Genomic DNA, 20,222 nt, shown 5'->3' with positions numbered 1-20,222 from the left:
CGAACGTCTACCCGCGCAATTCGGCGGCGAGGGGCTGCGCCGGCGTGCCGTTCTGCGCAGCGATTTCGTTTGCGCGCCTGGCCATGGCGCGCGCGATGAATCCGCCGCCGAGCACCCGCGCCTGCCCTTCCAGCCCATCGTAGAACACACAGGCCTGACCGGGCGACACGCCCTCCTCGCCGGCCACGAGTTCGATCTCATAGCGGCCATCGATTGCACGCAGCCACGCCGGCTGGGGCTTGCGCGTCGAGCGGACCCGGACGAACAGCTCAAGTCCGGCACCGACAGCGCGATCGAGCGCGCCGTCACCGATCCAGTTCACGTCGCGCAGGATGATGCGATGCATCTTCAGCGCTTCGCGCGGCCCGACCACCACGCGCCGGTTCGCGGCATCGAGACTCAAGACGTAAAGCGGCGCGCCGGAGGCGATGCCGAGGCCACGGCGCTGCCCGACTGTGAAATGCACGATGCCGTCGTGATGACCGATGACATGCCCGTCGAGATCGACGATATCGCCTGATACCATCGCGTTCGGTTTCAGCTGACTGATGATATCGGTGTAGCGACCGGTCGGCACGAAACAGATATCCTGGCTGTCATGCTTGTCGGCAACCGACAATCCGAAGCTCCGCGCCAGTTCGCGGGTCTGCGGCTTGGTCATGTCGCCGAGCGGAAACCGCAGAAAATCGAGCTGCTCGCGCGTGGTGGCGAACAGGAAATAGCTCTGGTCGCGATCCGCATCCGCCGCGCAGAGCAGCGCGCGCGATCCGCCGGCCATGCGGTGGGAGGCGACGTAATGACCGGTCGCCAGCGCCGCGGCGCCAAGCTCGCGCGCGGTAGCCAAAAGATCACGAAACTTGACCAGACGATTGCACTCGATGCAAGGCACCGGCGTTTCGCCCGACGCATAGCTGTCCGCGAAATTCTCGATCACGGTTTCGCGAAAGCGGTTTTCATAGTCCAGCACGTAGTGCGGGATGCCGAGGCGCTCGGCGACATTGCGGGCATCATGGATATCCTGCCCGGCGCAGCACGCGCCCTTGCGATGGGTCGCAGCGCCGTGATCGTAAAGCTGCAGGGTTATTCCGACGACGTCGTAACCCTCGGACTTCAACAGCGCGGCCGTCACCGACGAATCGACGCCGCCCGACATGGCGACCACGACCCGCGTGTCCTGAGGACGGCCTTCCAGTTCCAGACTGTTGAGCATTGATCCTGTCATTCCCAAGACCGCGCAAGGTCACAGACGCCTTGCGGATCGGAGGCTTTCGCGGCGGTCCGGAGCGGGATTCCGCTCCGTCGGGCCGACCGAAACACACCCATTAATATAGTCCGTATTCCTGCGAGGCAATCACGGCCAGACAACGGCGCCCGACCGACGGCAAATCTTGCCGCCGGGCAGAAAGGAAGCAGCCGAACCGGCCGGGTCGGCCACCGCATGATCCTGATAACCCATTGAATATTATAGTTATTTATTCCTATTCGATGATGGCCCGGTCCTTGCTGTTTGCTTGGCAACTTTATCACGAGAGGTTGCCTGTGCTTAGCGTGACATCAGAAACCACCACCGGCGTGTCGTTTCCGAACGCGCGGCAGAGGTCTGAGCGGGACGATCGGTCGGCCGGCGGCACTTTCGGTGCCCTGGTCGACATCAACGCGCAAGCCTCACAGGCTTCGACCGCGCAAAGGCCGAATTTGCCGGATCAGCAGGATATGCGCCCGGACCGGCTTGCCAACGCCTCCCCTCGGGACCGCACCATGCCGGCCGACGACAATGATCAAACGCGCGGCTCCCAGACGTCATCCAGTCGGCCGCCAGAGACCGATTCGGCAGGCCCCCGCACCGGCATTCAAAAGCCCGCCGCGGGCACCGAAACATCGGGCGATACACACCACCATCGGGCCAAACACGAAGGCATCGACGTCACCTCGACCGGAGATGCTTCCGACCCCATGATGGCCGTCTCGGACACCACAACGGCAGATCCGACCGTCCCGCCGCAACCCGTCACAACGCTGCCCGCGGTTGCCGTCCCGGTCGCGGCCCCGCTATCGGCAGCCGCCGCGCCTGCCGCAACTGCAGCCACCGATTCAGCGATCGTATCAACCGGAGCCGCCGGAGCATTGCCGGCCCAAGCGGCTTCTGCAGCTCAAGTCACGCCCGCGGGCACCGGTTTCAATCCAGCCGTCGCCGCCGATAGCACAGCTTCCACCGCGGCCATGCAGACCGGAAATGCCTTGGCGGCCGCGGTCGCCGCGGCAACACCGGCCACCGCGAAGGCGACCGTAAAGACGCCGGACACCACGCAGCCGGGCAAGACGACAGCATCGGTCATGACCGGACTCCAGCCCGGACTGATGCCCCCGGACGTAACAGCTCCGCCCGCCGCATCCGGCAATCCCGGCGCGCCGCACGCCGCCGCCGCCAGCGATCACAAGCATGATGCCGTCGCCACCGACGGCGCGAAGACCGCCTCGTCCGACACCGGCACGCTCGCAACGCAGCCGGGAGCCGCCGCAACGCCGCAGCATTCCGCCCAAACGGCCGACGCCGCTCCGCAACCGCAACCGGGCCAAACCGACAGCGGTCAGCCGCAGGGCCTCAACAGCGCGCTTGCGCAGCCGCAGGTGCAATCCACGGCCGCGACGACGCCGGTGACGCCGCAGTACAATGTCGCCGTCGCAGCCGGCGCGGCGGTACCGCTCAACGGACTCGCGGTCCAGATCGCGGTCACTGCGCTAAGCGGCAAAAGCCGCTTCGAGATTCGGCTCGACCCCGCCGATCTCGGCCGCATCGATGTCCGGCTCGACGTCGACCGCCAGGGCCGGGTCACGTCCCATCTGACGGTGGAGAAGCCGGAAACGCTTGCGATGCTGCGGCAGGATGCGCCGCAGCTCCAGCGCGCGCTGCAGGACGCGGGCCTGAAGACCGGCGACGGCGGCCTGCAATTCAGCCTGCGCGATCAATCCTCGCAGGGCCAGACCCCGCGCGACGATACCGGCCGCAACACCCGGCACCTGATCGTGACCGAAGACGCCGTCGTTCCCGTGGCGACAGCCGGGCGAAGCTATGGCCGGATGCTCGGATCGAGCCGCGGCCTCGACATCAGGGTTTAAGGAGACGGACATGACGACGTCAGTGGGTTCCGCGGTTCAGCAGGTCGTGTCGGGCACGACGACACCGCCTGCGTCCTCCTCAAGTTCGTCGGCATCGACCAACAACAGTACGCTGGCCGGCAACTTCCAGACCTTTCTGACACTGCTGACGACGCAGTTGCAGAACCAGAACCCGCTTGATCCGCTGGACACCAACCAGTTCACCCAGCAACTCGTCCAGTTTGCGGGCGTCGAACAGCAGTTGAAGACCAACGACCAGCTCACGAGTCTTGTCTCCCTGCAGCAGACCGCGCAGGCAACCCAGGCCCTGGACTTCGTCGGCAAGAACGCCGTGGTCGACGGCAGCACCGCCACCATGACCAACCACGCGGCGACCTGGCAGCTCGGCGTCCCGACGGCCTCCACCCTCACCGTCAATATCGCCAGCAGCACCGGCCAGAACGTCTTCTCCGGCTCCTACGGCGTCAATGCCGGCGACAACCAGGTTTTCTCCTGGAACGGTCTCGGCAATGACGGCACGCAATGGCCCGACGGCAAATACACGCTGACGACGACGGCCGCCGATGCGTCCGGCAATTCGGTCCCGGTCTCGACGCAGATTCAGGGTCAGGTGAATTCGGTTGATCTGACCCAGTCGCCACCATTGCTGTCGATCGGAGGCGACACATACACGATCAGCCAGATCAAGCGCATCGTGAACTGACGGCAGCGCGGTTCAGCCGGTCCGCTGCTCCCCCCGTCTTCCTGCTCATATGAACGGTCCTGGAGCCACCCGAACGCTGGCCCGGTGCCGTTTCCGCAACGGCATTTCGAAGGAGAATCGTATTGAAGCCTTGAGCTTAGGCAAATTTTAAGCCGCGAGGCGTAGGTTCCTCGGTGAGTTCAATGGTTTAGAGTTTGTGAGTACGCCATGACAGAACCCCATCGCCCGAGGGTGAAATACGTCATCGGGCCCGACGGCAGCCCGTTAACGATCGCGGACCTGCCGGCACCCGGGACCAAACGGTGGGTGATCCGCCGCAAGGCCGAGGTCGTTGCCGCGGTACGCGGCGGCCTGCTCTCCCTCGAGGAGGCCTGCAGCCGCTACACGCTGACCGTCGATGAATTCCTGTCCTGGCAGTTCTCGATCGACCAGCATGGCCTTGCCGGGCTGCGTACCACCCGCATTCAGCAATATCGCCAGTAAGCGCATCCCGCGGATATTTCGGATTTTCAGAAAACCGGCATCCTTTGCGGATGGCGGTTTTTTGCCATTCAGCAATTTCGTCACGGGTCTTAACCGCCGTTAACCATATCGAAACCATCCCATAGGCAATAATTGCCGAGCCGGCCTTTCCAAGGGCCGAATCCGAGGGGCTGGTTCGTTGCAAGGTCTGCTGGCATTTCTGAAGGGCCTGGGCCCATCCCGGCTGATGGCGATGGTCGCGGTCACCACCGCACTGATCGGCTTCTTCGCGTTCGTCATCATGCGCGTCACGGCCCCGCAGATGACGACGCTCTTTACCGACCTCAGCGTCGAGGACTCCTCCGGCATCATCAAGGACCTCGAACGTCAGGCAATCCCCTACGAACTGCGGAACGACGGCGCCGTGATCATGGTGCCGAAGGACAAAGTGACGCGGCTGCGCATGAAGCTCGCCGAGGCAGGTCTGCCCAAGGGCGGCGGGGTCGGCTACGAGATCTTCGACAAATCCGACGCGCTCGGCACCACCAGTTTTGTCCAGAACATCAATCGCCTGCGCGCACTTGAGGGCGAGCTCTCCCGCACCATCAAGGCCATCGACCGCATTCAGGACGCCCGCGTCCATCTGGTGCTGCCCGACCGGCCGCTGTTCTCGCGCGAAGCGCCGCAGCCTTCGGCATCGATCGTTCTGCGCGTCCGCGGCGGCCTCGAACCGCAGCAGATCCGCGCCATCCGCCATCTCGTCGCCTCGGCCGTCAACGGATTGAAACCGCAGCGAGTGTCCATCGTGGACGAAACCGGCCAGTTGCTTGCCGATGGCTCGGCGACCGACGCCGACGGCACGACCGGAGACGAGCGGCGTACCGCATTCGAAAAGCGAATGCGCAATCAGGTCGAGGCCATCGTGTCGTCGGTGGTCGGAAGCGGCCGTGCGCGCGTCCAGCTCTCCGCCGACTTCGATTACAACAAGATTACCCAGACCTCGGACAAGTTCGATCCGGAGGGCCGGGTGCTGCGATCAAGCCAGACCCGCGAGGAATCCTCCGTGACCGCCGACAACAACGGCCAGGTCACGGTCAACAACGAACTGCCCGGCAACCAGCAATCGGACAATCCAAGCCCCGCGCGCGACCAGAGCAAGAAGAGCGAAGAAACCAACAACTACGAGATTTCCCGCACCACCAAGACCGAGGTGACCGAAGCCGGCCGCGTCAACCGCATTTCTGTCGCCGTTCTCGTCGACGGCACCTATACCAAGAATGACCAGGGCCAGATGGTCTATGCGGAGCGCAGCAAGGAACAACTCGACCGCATCGCGACGCTGGTGCGCTCAGCCATCGGTTTCGACCAGAAGCGCGGCGACCAGGTCGAGGTCGTCAACCTCAAATTCGCCGAGCCGCCCGCCGCCGTGCCGCTCGCCGAGCCGGCCGGTTTGCTGGGAATGATGGCATTGACGAAAGACGACGTGATGTACGTCATCGATCTCGCCGTCATGTTGCTGCTCGGCCTCGTGGTGACGTTCATGGTGATCCGGCCGCTGGTCCGCCGTATCCTGGCGTCGGAGCCGGCCCCGGCCGGCGCCGCACCGTCCCAGCTTCCTGCCCCGGCCGACGCCACCGCTCAGGCCGGCGCGACCGGGCAAAATCTCGTTCCCGGCGGCAGCGCCACCGCACAGTTGATCGACGTTGCCCAGGTGCAAGGGCAGGTCCACGCCCAGTCGGTGCACCGGGTCGGCGAACTGGCCGAGCGCAACCCGGCCGAAACCGCTTCCATCATCCGTCAATGGCTTGCCGAACCCGCGTGATCTGACATGGCCGTACCGCAAACCACCACCGCAAACGCCAACGACATCGCCAGCGTCGTCGCCTCGCTCGCGAGTCGTCAGAGCAACCGTCCGAAGTCCAAGCCGATGAGCGGGCCGAAACGGGCGGCCGTGATGATGCTGGCGCTGGGCGAGCAGTACGGCGGCAAGGTCTGGTCCATGCTGGACGACGACGAGGTGCGCGATCTGTCGCTGGCGATGTCCACCCTCGGCACGGTCGAGGCCGATGTGGTCGAGGATCTGCTGCTCGAATTCGTCTCGCGGATGTCGGCGTCCGGCGCGCTGATGGGCAACTTCGACGCGACCGAGCGGCTGCTGACCCAGTATCTCCCCGCCGAGCGGGTGAGCGGAATCATGGATGAAATCCGGGGACCCGCGGGCCGCAACATGTGGGAAAAACTGTCCAACGTTCAGGAGGAGGTTCTCGCGAACTACCTCAAGAACGAATATCCGCAGACCATCGCGGTCGTGCTGTCGAAGTTGAAACCCGAACATGCCGCGCGGGTGCTCGCCATCCTGCCCGAGGACATGGCGCTCGACGTTGTCGGCCGGATGCTCAAGATGGAAGCGGTGCAGAAGGAAGTCATCGAGCGCGTCGAGCAGACGCTGCGCAGCGAATTCATGTCCAACCTGTCGCAGACCCGCCGCCGCGACGCCCACGAAGTGATGGCGGAAATCTTCAACAATTTCGACCGCCAGACCGAAACCCGTTTCATAACCTCGCTGGAGGAAGAAAACCGGGAATCCGCCGAGCGCATCAAGGCGCTGATGTTCACGTTCGACGACCTGGTGAAGCTCGACGCAGGCTCGGCGCAGACGCTGATGCGCCACGTCGACAAGGACAAGCTCGGCATCGCGCTGAAGAGCGCCAACGAGGAGGTTCGCGCTTTCTTCATGGGCAACATGTCGACCCGCGCCGCGAAGATGCTGATGGACGACATGGCGGCGCTCGGGCCGGTCCGGCTGCGCGACGTCGACGAGGCGCAGGCGCTGCTGGTCAATCTCGCCAAGGACCTCGCTGCCAAGGGCGAAATCATGCTGTCGAAAAACCGCGCCGACGACGAGCTGGTGTATTGATGGGCGCTCCGGCAAAATTCCTGTTCGATACGGACTTCTCGGTTCCGCATAAATCCAGGGAGCGCGCGCCGACGGCTGTGGAGATCGCGCAGCAGATCGCGGCCGCGGAAGCCAAGGCCTATCAGAACGGGTTCGACGCTGCACAGCGCGAAGCCAGGGTGCAGAGCGACCGCCGCATGGCGCTGGCGATCGAGGCCATCGCCATCGGCATCAAGGAGATCGCCGGACGCTTCGCGGGCGTCGAAACGCGGATGGAGACCGAGGCGGTCGATGTCGCCGTCGCGGTCGCGCGCAAGCTGTGCAGCGAGCTGATCGCGGCCGAGCCCTTGGCGGAAATCACCGCGCTGGTTTGCGACAGCTTCCGCCATCTGGTGTCGGCGCCGCATCTCGTGGTGCGGATCAACGATCAGCTCTACGACGCGGCGCGCGGGCAAATCGAACGCATGGCCAGCCAAAGCGGGTTCGCCGGGCAGCTCGTCATCCTCGCGGAGCCCGATATCGAGACCGGCGACTGCAGGATCGAATGGGCCGACGGAGGGATCGTTCTGGAACGCTCGGCCGCCGACGCCAGGATCGACGAACTGGTGCGCGGTTACATAACGTCACGCAAATCGAACGGCAACGCCTGAGGGCATGGGAACGAACAATGAGCGATAACGACACTCAGGTGCCGCTTCCCGACCTCAACGCCGCCGATACGCCGGCGATCGATGACATTGGATACAGCGAGGACGAACAGGTCTCGCGAATCGCGTCCGACCTCGAGGCGGTGTTCGACGTTCCGGTCCAGGTGTCCGCCGTGCTCGGCCGCTCCAAGATGGACGTCGGCGCGCTGCTCAAGCTCGGGCCCGGCAGCGTTCTGGAACTCGACCGGCGCGTCGGTGAGGCCATCGATATCTACGTCAACAACCGGCTGGTAGCGCGGGGCGAGGTCGTTCTCGTGGAGGACAAGCTCGGCGTCACCATGACCGAAATCATCAAGGCCGAGAAAGCCTGACAGCGAACCAGCCGCCGCGAGCGCGGGACACATAACAGGAGCAACCCATGCGGCTTCTCATCGTTGGCACACTGAAGGGCCAGCTCACGACCGCCACCAAGATCGCCATGGACAATGGCGCCTCCGTCACCCACGCAACCGGCAACGAACAAGCCATGGCCGTGCTGCGCGGCGGCAAGGGCGCCGATCTCCTTCTGGTGGATGTCGGTCTCGATATCCGCGACCTCGTGATGCGGCTCGAGGCGGAACACATTCACGTCCCGATCGTCGCCTGCGGCATCACCAGCGACGCGCGCGCCGCTGTCGCTGCGATCCATGCCGGCGCCAAGGAATACATCCCGCTGCCGCCAGATCCGGAGCTGATCGCCGCGGTGCTCGCCGCCGTGGCGAACGATTCCCGCGATCTCATCTACCGCGACGAAGCCATGGGCAAAGTCATCAAGCTGGCGCAGCAGATCGCGTGCTCCGACGCCTCGATCATGATCACCGGCGAATCCGGCACCGGCAAGGAGGTGCTGGCGCGCTACGTGCACACCCGCTCCAACCGCGCCAGGCGGCCGTTCATCTCGATCAATTGCGCCGCGATCCCGGAGCATCTGCTGGAATCCGAACTGTTCGGTCATGAGAAGGGCGCGTTCACCGGGGCGGTCGCGCGCCGCATCGGTAAATTCGAGGAAGCCACCGGCGGCACGCTGTTGCTCGACGAAATTTCCGAAATGGACGTGCGGCTGCAATCGAAGCTGCTGCGCGCCATCCAGGAACGCGTGATCGACCGGGTCGGCGGCAACCGGCCGGTGCCGGTCGATATCCGCATCATCGCCACCTCGAACCGCAACCTTGCGGACGCCGTGCGCGAGGGCACCTTCCGCGAGGACCTGCTGTTCCGCCTCAACGTCGTCAACCTGAAGATTCCGCCGCTGCGCGAGCGTCCGGCCGACATCCTCGAATTGGCGCAGCATTTCGCGAAGAAGTATGCCGAGGCCAACGGCGTGCCGGTGCGTCCGGTTTCGGCGGACGCGCGGCGCGTGCTGACGACCAACCGCTGGCAAGGCAACGTCCGCGAGCTTGAGAACACCATTCATCGCGCGGTGCTGATGGCGAGCGGCGACGAGATCGGCGCCGACGCGATTCTGACGCCGGACGGCGACCGCCTTGATCTCGCGAAGACGGCACCCGTCGTCGCCCACGCCACGCTCGCCGCCGAGCAAGTGACGCGCGCGCTGGTCGGCCGCACCGTGGCCGACGTCGAGCGCGACCTGATCCTCGAAACGCTGAAACATTGTCTCGGCAACCGCACCCATGCCGCCAACATTCTCGGCATCTCGATCCGGACGCTGCGCAACAAGCTCAACGAATATGCCGATGGCGGCATCCCGATCACGCCCGCCGGCAACGGCGATCATCGCGCGGTCGTGGCAACGGCCTGACAAACCGGGTTTACCGCGAGAGCAACGCGGCTTGCACTCGCCCCGCGAATGGTTAGCTTTCGAAGATCTAGCCGAGGCATCGCTTCGCAGGCTCCGTCATCCGTCGAGACTCATGACCTCCTTCACGCCGCATCAGGATACAGCGCTGAAAGCCGTCGCCGACTGGCTGAAAGCCAAACCCGGCAAAAACAGCACGCCGCCGGTGTTCCGCCTGTTCGGCTATGCCGGCACCGGCAAGACCACGCTGGCGCGCCATATCGCCGATGGCGTCGACGGCGAGGTCAAATTCGCGGCCTTCACCGGTAAGGCCGCGCTGGTGATGCGCAACAAGGGCTGCGACGGTGCGTCGACCATTCACTCGCTGATCTATCGCGCCCGTGAATCCGGCGAGGAGCAACCGAGTTTCGAACTGTGGGACGATGCGCCCGCTTCCAAGGCCAAGCTCATCGTCATCGATGAATGCTCCATGGTGGACGCGGAACTCGGTCGCGATCTGATGTCGTTCGACTGTCCGCTGCTGGTGCTGGGCGATCCCGCACAACTGCCGCCGATTCAAGGTGCCGGCTTCTTCACCAATGCGGAGCCGGATGCGATGCTGACCGAGGTTCATCGTCAAGCCCAGGACGATCCGATCGTGCGGATGTCGATGGACGTGCGTGAGGGCCGCGATCTCGACATCGGACGCTATGGCGAAAGCGAAGTGGTCGCGCGCAGCGAACTCGATCCGACGCGCGTGATGGATGCCGATCAGGTGCTGGTCGGGCGCAACAACACACGCCGTTCCTACAACATGCGATTCCGGCAACGGCAAAACATCGAGGATCCGCTGCCGGTGGCCGGCGACAAGCTGGTCTGCCTGCGCAACAACCGCAAGAAGGCGCTGTTCAACGGCGGCCTGTGGCGCGTGAAGTCCCGTGCAGCCTCGAAATCGAAGATCATCACGATGCGACTGTCGCCCGACGAGGAATTCGCGCACAAGGTGACGAAAGTCTCGGTGCGGCAAGACTGCTTCGCCGGCGGCATCGAGGACATTCCGTGGGAGCAGCGCAAACCCTACGACGAGTTCGACTACGGCTATGTCCTGACGGTGCACAAGTCGCAGGGCTCGCAATGGGACGACGTCGTGCTGTTCGATGAAAGCTTCGCTTTTCAGGACAGCCGCGCGCGCTGGCTCTATACCGGCATCACCCGCGCCGCGAAGCGGCTGAGCATCGTGGTGTAGCAGATCGTCGCGGAACGGCTCGCAAAACGGGCTCGGCTTGCTATTCGATCGCCATCGAACTAAAAAATGAACCTTGAAGCGGCCATCGAGCACTAAGCATTATGACCGTCGTCACATGATATTGTGGCCGCTCGCGGCAATCTGACGCCTCGCCAATTGTGACGGCTTGAACGAAATACCTTTCGTCATAATCCCACCATTGAGGAGCTTGAATGATGCGATCGAAGATTCTGTTGGGAGCACTGCTCGCCGGTTCCGTAGCGTTCACATTGTCCGTGCCGGCAACCTCAGCGCCGCTCATGGGTCAATCCGATATGAGCAAGGCCGCACCATCCTCGATCGAGACCGTGCAGTATTATGGGCACGGACACAGGCATTATGGCCACGGTCATCATCATCATGGGGGCGGCGGCGCCGGCGCATTGATCGGCGGCCTGGCGGCCGGCGCCATTATCGGCGGCGCGATTGCCGCCGGTCAGGCCAATGCTGCCGCGCAACAGAATGCGGCCTATTGCTCGCGGCGCTACCGCTCCTACGACCCGGCATCCGGAACTTATCTCAACAACGACGGCTACCGTTACCCCTGCCCGTAACGCCGGAATTTAGAGCCTTTCCGTTTCTGATAGAATCAGGAGCGGGGCTCAATCATTTCGATTTGACGCGTTTTCTTCACGCGAACCGGTATCCGCTTCGCTCGAAAACGCTCTAGAGCCTTTTCGCTTCTGATGGAATCAGAAGCGAGGCTCTATGATTTTGAATTGACGCATTTTCTTCACGCGAACCGGTGCCCACTTCGCTCGAAAACGCTCTAATCGGCAGCGGATATCGTGCCGATACATCCAAACCATTTACCGCGGAACCGGTTGGCTCCGCGGTTTTTTTGACGTGCGACCCAGCACGTCTCCAGTGTGGCGTTTCAGACGTTCGCGTGTGGACAAGCCGATCCATCGGTCGCAGCAAGAGCCCGTTCCAGATCGGCGATCAAGTCGGCGGTATCCTCCAGGCCGATTGAAAGCCGTATGAGGCCGCTCGTTATGCCGGCGGCCTTGCGTGCTTCCTCCGACATGCTGGCATGGGTCATGGTCGCGGGATGAGCCACCAGGCTCTCGGTGCCGCCGAGCGACTCCGCGAGACTGAAAAGCCGCACGGCCTCGACGAAGCGGCCGGCCTCCGCGCCGCCTCCTTTCAACTCGAAGCTGAGCATCGCACCAAAGCCGGATTGCTGGGCCTTGGCGACGGCATGGCCTGGATGCGTGGGCAGCCCCGGATAGTGGCACGCGGCAACAAGGGGATGCTTGACGAGAAACTCGGCGACCGCTTGCGCATTGCGCTGCTGCCACTCCATGCGCGGAAACAGCGTGCGGATACCGCGAAGGGCCAGATAGGAATCGAACGGCGCCCCCGTGACGCCAACGATATTGGCCCAGGTCGCCAGCGCCTCGGCATCAGTGGCATCGGCCGCGATCACTGCGCCGCCGACCATGTCCGAGTGGCCGTTGAGATATTTCGTCGTCGAGTGAATGACGAAATCGGCGCCGAGCGCGATCGGTCGCTGCAACGCGGGCGACAGGAACGTATTGTCGACGGCGACCTTGGCGCCGACCGCTCTCGCCTGCGCGACGATCGCCCGGATGTCGACGATGCGCATCAGAGGGTTGCTCGGGGTCTCGATCAGGACGAGCCTGGGCTTGTCCTGGAATGCCGAAATCAGCGCCGCATGGTCGTTCTGATCGACAAAAGCAACCCTGAAGTGGCCGCGGTCGCGGCGGTTCAACAGCAGGCGGTGGGTGCCGCCGTAACAGTCATGCGGCACCATCACAATGTCGTCGCGTGACAGTTGCGACAGCACGAGATCGATCGCGGCCATGCCCGAGGACACCACCACCGCGCCCGCGCCGCCCTCGAGCTTGGCAAGGGTATCGGCCAGCAACGTCCGGGTAGGGTTGCTGGTACGGGTGTATTCGTGCGGACCGCTGCGTCCAAAACTGGGCCAGGTGAAAGTGCTCGACAGACAGATCGGCGGCGTCACCGCTCCGAAATGATCCTCCGTCGCGATGCCGTTGGCGGCCGCGACCGTTTTCAGATTCGTGGGTTCGGACATGAGGTTTGGAAGACTTTCGATGAAAATGCGGGGGTCGCGCGGCCAGCCGTGCGCGGCATATTTAAAGGACTTCAGCCGAAACACAAACGGTCCCGCAGGCACTGCGCAACCTGCGTTGCGCAGTCACAAAGAGCTTGCGCGCTATTGGGCGCAGCGCAGTCTTTTTCCGTTTTGAGCAGAGGCTCGCTTGACGGAGGCAGCGCAGCCGGCCGCGCCAAGATCACGCTCATGATTTTGGATCGAATCGATCCAAAATCATGCACGTGATCGATTCCAATATTTTAGAGCGGCGGGATGCAGGCGGAAAACCGCTACACACTTTTCCTCATCCCGCCTAGAGCCTTTTCGCTTCTGATGGAATCAGAAGCGAGGCTCTATGATTTTGATTTGACGCGTTTTCTTCACGCGAACCGGTATCCACTTCGCTCGAAAACGCTCTAGTCGTTAAAAAACCGCCCCTCCTTCACCTCGACGACATAACCTGCGCGAATGGCAAAGTCGCCGAAGTGTTCGCCGGGCTTGCGGTCGCGGGCATAGTGACCGAGCGTCTTGTCGAGCGCTTCGAGGATCGCGCCCTCGCCGACATTCTCAAGATACATCTTGTTGAGCCGCTCGCCGTGGAAGCCGCCGCCGAGATAGAGATTGTACTTGCCCGGAGCCCGCCCGGTCAGGCCGATCTCGGCGATATAGGGCCGCGAGCAGCCATTCGGGCAGCCGGTCATGCGGATGGTGATCGGATCGTCCTTGAGTCCGTGGACGTTGAGGATGGCTTCGATCTTGGTAACAAGATCGGGCAGATAGCGCTCGCTTTCGGCCATCGCCAGACCGCAGGTCGGCAGTGCGACGCAGGCCATCGAGTTGAGGCGCAAGCCGCTGCGGGTCTCGAACTGGTCGAGGCCGTATTGCTTCATCAACGCTGCGATAGCCGGCCGATCCTCGGGAGCGATGTCGGAGATAATCAGGTTCTGGTTCGGCGTGATGCGGAACATGCCCTTGTGGACCTGCGCAATGGCGCGCAAGCCATCCATCATCGGATGGTCCGGCGTATTGATGACGCGGCCGTTCTGGATAAACAGGGTGCAATGCTCGCGGCCGTCCTCGCCCTTGACCCAGCCAAGCGGATCGCCGTTCGAGGTGAACGTATAGGGCTGCGCAGGTTCGAGCGCGAAGCCGAGGCGGCGCTCGGCCTCCGCCTTGATCCAGTCGAGCCCCTTTTCGTCGATGGTGTATTTGAACCTTGCGTGCAGACGGTCGAGACGGTCGCCGTAATCGCGCTGGACCGACATCACCGCGTCGATGGTCGGAAACAGCTTGTCGGCGTCGATGTAGCCGATCACGGTGGCGAGGCGCGGATAGGTCTTCGGCGACTGATCGGTCCGGCCGAGGCCGCCTCCGATGGCGACGTTGAAGCCCTTCAGCTTGCCGCGGCGCGCAATGGCGATGAAGCCGAGATCCTGGCCGTAGACGTCGATATCGTTGCTCGGCGGGATCGCGAATCCGATCTTGAATTTCCGGGGCATGTAGGTGCGCCCGTAGAACGGCTCCTCGGGGCCATCCGTGTCCTGACGCTCGGCCTCGTACCAGATTTCCTGGTAGGCGCCCGTCCTGTGAACGGCGTGGTCGCTCGCCTGCTTGGCAAGCGCATAGACCTCGGCGTGCAGTTTCGACAGATCGGGATTGACCGTGCACATCACGCCACGGGTATCGTCGCCGCAGGCGGCCCTGGTGTCGAGCAGGACGTCGCGCAATCCCTGGATCACGGCGCGCATGTTATGCTTCATAATGCGATGAAGCTGAAAGGTCTGCCGCGTCGTCAGCCGCAGCGTATCGCCGCCATAAGCCCGTCCCAGAGCATCGAGCTTCAACCACTGGCTCGGGCTGCAAACCCCGCCCGGCAGGCGTACGCGCACCATGAAGGAGAAGGCAGCCTCGAGTTTCTGCCGCCGCCGCTCGTCGCGGATGTCGCGATCGTCCTGCTGATAGATGCCGAAGAACTTCATCAGCTTGGCGTCGTTGGCCGTCACCGCCGCGGTGATCTCGTCGGCCAGACTCTGTTTGATCGTGCCGCGCAGATAGTCGCTGTTGGCCTTCAACGTTTCGTCCGGCCCGAGCTTGTCGAGGGGTTGGGAAACATCGCGGCTGCGATCGGGCTCGGTCTTCACATTCATCAAACTGGCCTCAATAGACATCAAGCCGGTAGCGGCGATCGCGCTGCAGCGCCGAGAGATAAGCACCCGCCTCGTCGCGATCGAGGCCGCCGTGTTCGGCAACGATATCGGTGAGCGCCGCATGGACATCAGGCGCCATCTGCGCGCTGTCGCCGCAGACGTAGAGATACGCGCCCTCCTCGAGCCACGCATAGACATCGCGGCCCTGGCGGCGCAGGCGATCCTGCACATAGGTCTTCGGCGCGGCGTCGCGCGAGAAGGCGAGATCGAGCCGGCTCAAGACGCCGCTCTTGACCAAATCCTGCCACTCGACCTGATAGAGGAAGTCGCTGCGGAAATTGCGCTCGCCGAAAAACAGCCAGGAGCGGCCGGACGCGCCGCGCGCCTCCCGTTCCTGCATGAAGGCGCGGTACGGTGCCACACCGGTGCCGGCGCCGATCATCAGGATCGGCGCATCGTCGTCCGGCAGATGGAAGTGATCGTTGGACTGGATATAGACCGGAATCGTGGCGTCCGCCTCGGTGCGCGCAGCGAGATACCCGGAAGCGACGCCGGCGCGCGCTTGGTCGTGCAACGTATAGCGCACCGTGCTGACCGTGAGATGCGCCTCGTCCGGGGCGGCGGCAAGGCTCGAGGCGATCGAGTAGAGCCGCGGCTGCAACGGCCGCAACCCGGCGACGAATTGCGTGGCGTCGATACCGGACGCCGGAAACCGGCTGACAACGTCGAGAATATGATGGTTGTGCTGGAACGTTGCGCGGGCCTCCTTCTGATCGGAGGCGCGCAACGCCTGCAATTCGGCAGCCCCCGTGATATCGGCCCAGTGATCGAGAAAGCGCGGCGTCAGCGCCGTGATCTCGAACGTCCCGCCCAGTGCCTCCCCAAGGCTTGTCGTACCCTGCTTCACCGTTACCGGAGCATCGGCTGACAGCGACAGCTTCTCCAGCACCGCTGCGACGAGCGCAGGATCGTTACGCGGCACCACGCCGAGCGCGTCGCCCGGCTGATAGGTCAACCCGGAGTCCGCAAGGGACACCTCGATATGACGGGTCTCCTTGGAGGATCCGCGCCCGGTCAGCACGATATTGTCGACGACTGCGGCCTGAAACGGATGCTTCTTGTCGAATGTCGTGGCTGGCGCAGTGCTCTGCACTACAGCCGCGGATGCCGCGACAGACCCCCGCGTTTGTGTGGCCGGTGCAAGGTTGGCGACGACCGTTGCAATCCAGCCGTCTGCAGCATCCTCGTAATCGACATCGCAATCGACGCGATCGGCGATGCGCTGCGCGCCCAACTCCTCGAGCCGCCGGTCGACCCGCTTGCCTGCCTCGCAGTAATGTTCGTAGGTCGAATCGCCCAGCGCCAGCACCGCATAGCGCAACTGCGGCAATTTGGGCGCCTTGCGGCTTTCCAGAAATTCGAAAAAGCCCACAGCGGTCTGCGGCGCATCGCCTTCGGCATGGGTGCTGGTGATGACGAGCAGATCCTGTTCGTCCTTGAGGCCGCGCGTCTTGTAATCGGCCATATCGACGAGACGCGTCTGTATGCCTTTAGCCTCGGCTTTGCCAGCGAGCGTTTTGGCCAGAGCCTTGCTGTTTCCGGTCTCGCTGCCGAACAGAACCGTCAAGAGCCGCGTCGCGGGCGCCGCGGCGGGGAGGAGGCCGCTCTGGGAAGGCGGCGCAAGCTCCGCGACATCCGCCGCCGCAACGCCAGTCCGTGCCCGATGGCTGAGACCGGCGAAATAGCCGCTGATCCAGATCGCCTGTTCATGGCTGAGAGACGTCGCGAGTTGATTGACCTGCGCCCACTGATCCGTCGTGAGCGCTGAACCCGGAAATTCCAATTTTGTCATCGCAAGCAACCCTCGGAAAGCGAACTGCCGGCCGCCGCGATTGACGCTTCAGAGGTCGGGTCGAGTCGCTGAACGAAACGGAAATCTTCCGCGCCATTTTCGACAATTCGGCCTCTTGAATAGGTCTGGTTTGGCAGAGAAAACAATGCGTTATTGAAAAAAAGAATATTACCCTTCGGAGGACGTCGGCAGCGAAACGATTATTTCATTGCCGCGCTCATTTTTAGCATTGCGGGAGAGCGCACGAGACAGAGGCGTCAGCGATTTACCATGACCGTTGCGGCATGGGCGTCGGTCGAGCGAGGTTCGCGCTCAAAAGGCAATCTGACGCTGATGTCGAAACGATGTTATGCTTTTCGGCATTCATTGAAGAACGATTTTCGAAACCAAAATTCGGGATCAACGGACCATCGAAAATAGCGGAGGGTTTTATTCAACCCTCCCTGCGCTGCAGGAAGGGTTGAATCGCGTGCGTCGGCGTCAGTGCAACTTGCGCTTCGGCACCCGCGGTTCGAACTGCTCGACGCCCGCGGTCGTTGGCGGCTCGCCGTTGAACGTGAGCGCGTCGCCTTTCACCGCAATCGCGACATGGTCGCCGTCGTGGACCTTGCCCGCCAAAATCATTTCGGCGAGCGGGTCCTGCACGGTGCGCTGGATCACGCGCTTGAGCGGGCGCGCGCCATAGGCAGGGTCCCAGCCTTTCTCGGCCAGCCTGTCGCGCGCCGCAGTATCGAGATCGAGCACGATCTTGCGGTCTTCCAATAGCTTTTGCAGCCGGGCGAACTGGATCTCCACGATCCGGCCCATCTCGCTCTTCTGCAACCGATGGAACAGGATGATCTCGTCGACGCGGTTGAGGAATTCAGGACGGAAGTGCGCGCGCACCATCCCCATCACCTGCTCGCGCACCGCGCCGGTGTCCTCGCCCTCGGGCTGGTTAACCAAAAACTCCGAACCGAGGTTCGAGGTCATGATGATGAGCGTGTTGCGGAAATCCACGGTGCGGCCCTGACCGTCGGTCAGCCGGCCGTCGTCGAGCACCTGCAGCAGCACGTTGAACACATCGGGATGCGCTTTCTCGATCTCGTCGAACAGCACGACCTGATAGGGCCGCCGCCGCACTGCTTCGGTGAGCGCACCGCCCTCGTCGTAACCGACATAACCCGGAGGCGCGCCGATGAGCCGCGCCACCGAGTGCTTCTCCATGTATTCGGACATGTCGATGCGAACCATCGCGGTCTCGTTGTCGAACAGATAGGCGGCGAGTGCCTTGGTCAGTTCGGTCTTGCCGACGCCGGTGGGCCCTAAGAACATGAACGAACCCATCGGCCGGTTGGGATCCTGCAGGCCCGCGCGAGCACGCCGCACTGCCGTGGAGACCGCGCGCACAGCCTCGGACTGTCCGACGACACGCGCCGCAAGGCTCTCTTCCATCCGCAGCAGCTTTTCCTTCTCGCCCTCGAGCATCTTGTCGACGGGAACGCCGGTCCAGCGCGACACCACCTGAGCGATGTTGTCCGCCGTCACGGTTTCGTTCATCATCGTATTGCTTTCGCCGGCCTCGATGCTCTCCAGACGCTTTTCGAGTTCGGGAATCCGTCCATAAGCCAGTTCGCCGGCCTTTTGGTATTCGCCGCGCCGCTGCGCGTTGGCGAGCTCGATCCGCGCCTGATCCAGTTCGCTCTTGAGCCTGGCGGCGTCCGACAGCTTGCCCTTCTCGGCGTTCCAGCGCGAGGTCAGGTCCGCTGACTGCTTTTCCAGATCGACCAGTTCCTTCTCGAGGTTCTCGAGGCGCATCCTGGAGCCGGCATCGTTCTCCTTCTTCAGCGCCTCCTGCTCGATCCTCAGCCGCACGATCTCTCGGTCGAGCGAGTCGAGTTCTTCCGGTTTGGAATCGACCTGCATCTTCAGCCGGGCTGCCGCCTCATCCACCAGATCGATCGCCTTGTCGGGCAGGAAGCGGTCGGTGATATAACGGTGGGACAACGTGGCGGCCGCGACCAGCGCGGCGTCGGCGATGCGGACGCCGTGATGCTGTTCGTACTTGTCCTTGAGGCCGCGCAGGATCGAGATCGTGTCCTCGACCGTCGGCTCGGATACGAAGATCGGCTGGAAGCGCCGCGCCAGCGCCGCGTCCTTCTCGACGTGCTTACGGTACTCGTCGAGCGTGGTCGCCCCAACGCAATGCAGCTCGCCGCGCGCCAGCGCCGGCTTCAGCAGATTCGACGCATCCATGGCGCCATCGGCCTTGCCGGCGCCGATCAGCGTGTGCATCTCGTCGATGAACAGGACGATGCCGCCGGCGGCCGACGTCACTTCCTGCAACACCGCCTTGAGCCGCTCCTCGAACTCGCCGCGGTATTTGGCGCCTGCGATCAGCGACCCGAGATCCAGCGCCAGCAGCTTCTTGTCCTTGAGGCTTTCCGGCACGTCGCCGTTGACGATGCGCAGCGCCAGCCCTTCCGCGATCGCGGTCTTGCCGACGCCGGGCTCGCCGATCAGCACCGGATTGTTCTTGGTCCGACGCGACAGCACCTGGATCGTGCGGCGGATTTCCTCGTCGCGGCCGATCACCGGATCGAGCTTGCCGTCGCGCGCCGCCTGCGTCAGATCGCGCGCATATTTCTTCAGCGCGTCATAGGCGTTTTCTGCCGTGGCGCTGTCCGCGGTCCGTCCCTTGCGCAGCGCATTGATCGCCGCGTTGAGGTTCTGCGGCGTGACGCCTCCGTCCTTCAGCAACTTGAACGCGTCGCTGTCCTTGTCGAGCGACAGCGCCTGCAACAGCCGCTCGACTGTGACGAAGCTGTCGCCGGCCTTTTCGGCCGCCTGTTCCGCGGCATCGAACGCGCGCGCGGTTGCCGGCGCCAGATAGATCTGGCCCGCGCCGGCGCCCGACACCTTCGGCATCTTGTTGAGCGCGGCTTCGGTCGCCTTCAGGATCGCGCGCGAATTGCCACCGGCGCGGTCGATCAGGCTTCCCGCCAGACCTTCGCTGTCGTCGAGCAGCACTTTCAGGATATGGAGCGGCGTAAATTGCTGGTGACCTTCGCGCACCGCGAGCGATTGCGCCGACTGGATGAAGCCTCGCACCCGCTCGGTATACTTTTCAATGTTCATGGAATCTCCCTCAGCCTGCCGCCCCTGCCCCGAAGGCACAGAAGCAACATCTTCATTGGGTTTTCCGTTGGCCGCATTGACCTTCCTCAACCGGCAACGGTCGGCAGGCCGGGTCGTCCGAGCCGGCCTGTGACAAATG

16 protein-coding genes are annotated in these 20,222 nt (G+C 63.4%); 10 read left to right on the top strand and 6 right to left on the bottom strand.

Annotation, left to right across the window (positions count from 1 at the left end):
- Nucleotides 1-7: 7 nt before the first annotated feature.
- Nucleotides 8-1,210, bottom strand: coding sequence for a tRNA 2-thiouridine(34) synthase MnmA (gene mnmA, locus NHAM_RS03605; protein ID WP_011509285.1), 1,203 nt, complete (start codon nt 1,208-1,210; stop codon nt 8-10).
- 338 nt (nt 1,211-1,548) lie between these two features.
- Here mnmA and NHAM_RS03600 point away from each other — a divergent pair, with 338 nt between their 5' ends.
- From NHAM_RS03600 to NHAM_RS03560, 9 genes are all read left to right on the top strand, one after another.
- The gene (locus tag NHAM_RS03600) at nt 1,549-3,117 is read left to right on the top strand and encodes a flagellar hook-length control protein FliK (RefSeq protein WP_245269978.1); all 1,569 of its coding nucleotides are present in this window, start codon (nt 1,549-1,551) and stop codon (nt 3,115-3,117) included.
- A gap of 10 nt (nt 3,118-3,127) precedes the next feature.
- Nucleotides 3,128-3,820 carry a flagellar hook assembly protein FlgD gene (locus NHAM_RS03595; protein WP_011509283.1) on the top strand — a complete coding sequence of 231 codons (693 nt, stop codon included), beginning with the start codon at nt 3,128-3,130 and terminating at the stop codon, nt 3,818-3,820.
- A gap of 207 nt (nt 3,821-4,027) precedes the next feature.
- Complete coding sequence (locus NHAM_RS03590) at nt 4,028-4,303, top strand: DUF1153 domain-containing protein (RefSeq protein WP_002714638.1); 276 nt, start codon at nt 4,028-4,030, stop codon at nt 4,301-4,303.
- Nucleotides 4,304-4,481: 178 nt separating this feature from the next.
- Nucleotides 4,482-6,104: a flagellar basal-body MS-ring/collar protein FliF gene (fliF, locus tag NHAM_RS03585; RefSeq protein WP_011509282.1), complete on the top strand. Its 1,623-nt coding sequence runs from the start codon at nt 4,482-4,484 to the stop codon at nt 6,102-6,104.
- Between the two features lie 6 nt (nt 6,105-6,110).
- Entirely contained in the window at nt 6,111-7,199 is a 1,089-nt protein-coding gene (gene fliG, locus NHAM_RS03580) for a flagellar motor switch protein FliG (RefSeq protein ID WP_011509281.1), read from the top strand.
- A complete protein-coding gene (locus NHAM_RS03575) occupies nt 7,199-7,828 on the top strand; it encodes a FliH/SctL family protein (protein WP_011509280.1) in 630 nt (209 codons plus the stop codon). The genes fliG and NHAM_RS03575 overlap by 1 nt, the downstream gene beginning before the upstream one ends.
- A gap of 17 nt (nt 7,829-7,845) precedes the next feature.
- Complete coding sequence (fliN, locus tag NHAM_RS03570; protein ID WP_011509279.1) at nt 7,846-8,196, top strand: flagellar motor switch protein FliN; 351 nt, start codon at nt 7,846-7,848, stop codon at nt 8,194-8,196.
- A 47-nt stretch (nt 8,197-8,243) separates the two neighbouring features.
- The gene (locus NHAM_RS03565) at nt 8,244-9,623 is read left to right on the top strand and encodes a sigma-54-dependent transcriptional regulator FlbD (RefSeq protein WP_011509278.1); all 1,380 of its coding nucleotides are present in this window, start codon (nt 8,244-8,246) and stop codon (nt 9,621-9,623) included.
- A 112-nt stretch (nt 9,624-9,735) separates the two neighbouring features.
- The gene (locus NHAM_RS03560; protein WP_011509277.1) at nt 9,736-10,845 is read left to right on the top strand and encodes an ATP-dependent DNA helicase; all 1,110 of its coding nucleotides are present in this window, start codon (nt 9,736-9,738) and stop codon (nt 10,843-10,845) included.
- A 40-nt stretch (nt 10,846-10,885) separates the two neighbouring features.
- Here NHAM_RS03560 and NHAM_RS27435 read toward each other — a convergent pair whose 3' ends face one another.
- Nucleotides 10,886-11,146 (bottom strand): hypothetical protein, encoded by a 261-nt coding sequence (locus NHAM_RS27435; RefSeq protein ID WP_198137058.1) that lies wholly within the window; start codon nt 11,144-11,146, stop codon nt 10,886-10,888.
- Here NHAM_RS27435 and NHAM_RS03555 point away from each other — a divergent pair.
- Entirely contained in the window at nt 11,058-11,438 is a 381-nt protein-coding gene (locus NHAM_RS03555; protein WP_011509276.1) for a BA14K family protein, read from the top strand. The two genes, NHAM_RS27435 and NHAM_RS03555, sit on opposite strands and share 89 nt — an antisense overlap.
- 323 nt (nt 11,439-11,761) lie before the next feature.
- On the opposite strand, the gene metB is transcribed toward NHAM_RS03555, so the two are convergent.
- From metB to clpB, 4 genes are all read right to left on the bottom strand, one after another.
- Nucleotides 11,762-12,946, bottom strand: a complete 1,185-nt coding sequence (gene metB / locus NHAM_RS03550) for a cystathionine gamma-synthase (protein WP_041358679.1) — start codon at nt 12,944-12,946, stop codon at nt 11,762-11,764.
- Nucleotides 12,947-13,383: 437 nt separating this feature from the next.
- Nucleotides 13,384-15,114, bottom strand: a complete 1,731-nt coding sequence (locus NHAM_RS03545) for an NADPH-dependent assimilatory sulfite reductase hemoprotein subunit (protein WP_011509274.1) — start codon at nt 15,112-15,114, stop codon at nt 13,384-13,386.
- A 10-nt stretch (nt 15,115-15,124) separates the two neighbouring features.
- Nucleotides 15,125-16,966: an assimilatory sulfite reductase (NADPH) flavoprotein subunit gene (locus tag NHAM_RS03540; protein ID WP_011509273.1), complete on the bottom strand. Its 1,842-nt coding sequence runs from the start codon at nt 16,964-16,966 to the stop codon at nt 15,125-15,127.
- 480 nt (nt 16,967-17,446) lie between these two features.
- Complete coding sequence (clpB, locus tag NHAM_RS03535) at nt 17,447-20,083, bottom strand: ATP-dependent chaperone ClpB (RefSeq protein WP_011509272.1); 2,637 nt, start codon at nt 20,081-20,083, stop codon at nt 17,447-17,449.
- Nucleotides 20,084-20,222: the final 139 nt, after the last annotated feature.

The sequence above is a fragment of the Nitrobacter hamburgensis X14 genome (assembly GCF_000013885.1).
Taxonomy (GTDB): Bacteria; Pseudomonadota; Alphaproteobacteria; order Rhizobiales; family Xanthobacteraceae; genus Nitrobacter; species Nitrobacter hamburgensis.
This window is presented reverse-complemented; position numbering and strand designations above follow the sequence as displayed.

What these genes read in the sequence shown, in the direction of transcription:
- fliN (WP_011509279.1), top strand. Translation starts at nt 7,846, where the DNA reads ATGAGCGATAACGACACTCAGGTGCCGCTTCCCGACCTCAACGCCGCC.
- NHAM_RS03590 (WP_002714638.1), top strand. Translation starts at nt 4,028, where the DNA reads ATGACAGAACCCCATCGCCCGAGGGTGAAATACGTCATCGGGCCCGAC.
- NHAM_RS03540 (WP_011509273.1), bottom strand. Translation starts at nt 16,966, where the DNA reads ATGACAAAATTGGAATTTCCGGGTTCAGCGCTCACGACGGATCAGTGG.
- NHAM_RS03545 (WP_011509274.1), bottom strand. Translation starts at nt 15,114, where the DNA reads ATGAATGTGAAGACCGAGCCCGATCGCAGCCGCGATGTTTCCCAACCC.
- NHAM_RS03565 (WP_011509278.1), top strand. Translation starts at nt 8,244, where the DNA reads ATGCGGCTTCTCATCGTTGGCACACTGAAGGGCCAGCTCACGACCGCC.
- NHAM_RS03555 (WP_011509276.1), top strand. Translation starts at nt 11,058, where the DNA reads ATGATGCGATCGAAGATTCTGTTGGGAGCACTGCTCGCCGGTTCCGTA.
- mnmA (WP_011509285.1), bottom strand. Translation starts at nt 1,210, where the DNA reads ATGCTCAACAGTCTGGAACTGGAAGGCCGTCCTCAGGACACGCGGGTC.
- NHAM_RS27435 (WP_198137058.1), bottom strand. Translation starts at nt 11,146, where the DNA reads ATGAGCGGCGCTGAGGTTGCCGGCACGGACAATGTGAACGCTACGGAA.
- NHAM_RS03575 (WP_011509280.1), top strand. Translation starts at nt 7,199, where the DNA reads ATGGGCGCTCCGGCAAAATTCCTGTTCGATACGGACTTCTCGGTTCCG.
- NHAM_RS03595 (WP_011509283.1), top strand. Translation starts at nt 3,128, where the DNA reads ATGACGACGTCAGTGGGTTCCGCGGTTCAGCAGGTCGTGTCGGGCACG.
- NHAM_RS03560 (WP_011509277.1), top strand. Translation starts at nt 9,736, where the DNA reads ATGACCTCCTTCACGCCGCATCAGGATACAGCGCTGAAAGCCGTCGCC.
- metB (WP_041358679.1), bottom strand. Translation starts at nt 12,946, where the DNA reads ATGTCCGAACCCACGAATCTGAAAACGGTCGCGGCCGCCAACGGCATC.
- fliG (WP_011509281.1), top strand. Translation starts at nt 6,111, where the DNA reads ATGGCCGTACCGCAAACCACCACCGCAAACGCCAACGACATCGCCAGC.
- clpB (WP_011509272.1), bottom strand. Translation starts at nt 20,083, where the DNA reads ATGAACATTGAAAAGTATACCGAGCGGGTGCGAGGCTTCATCCAGTCG.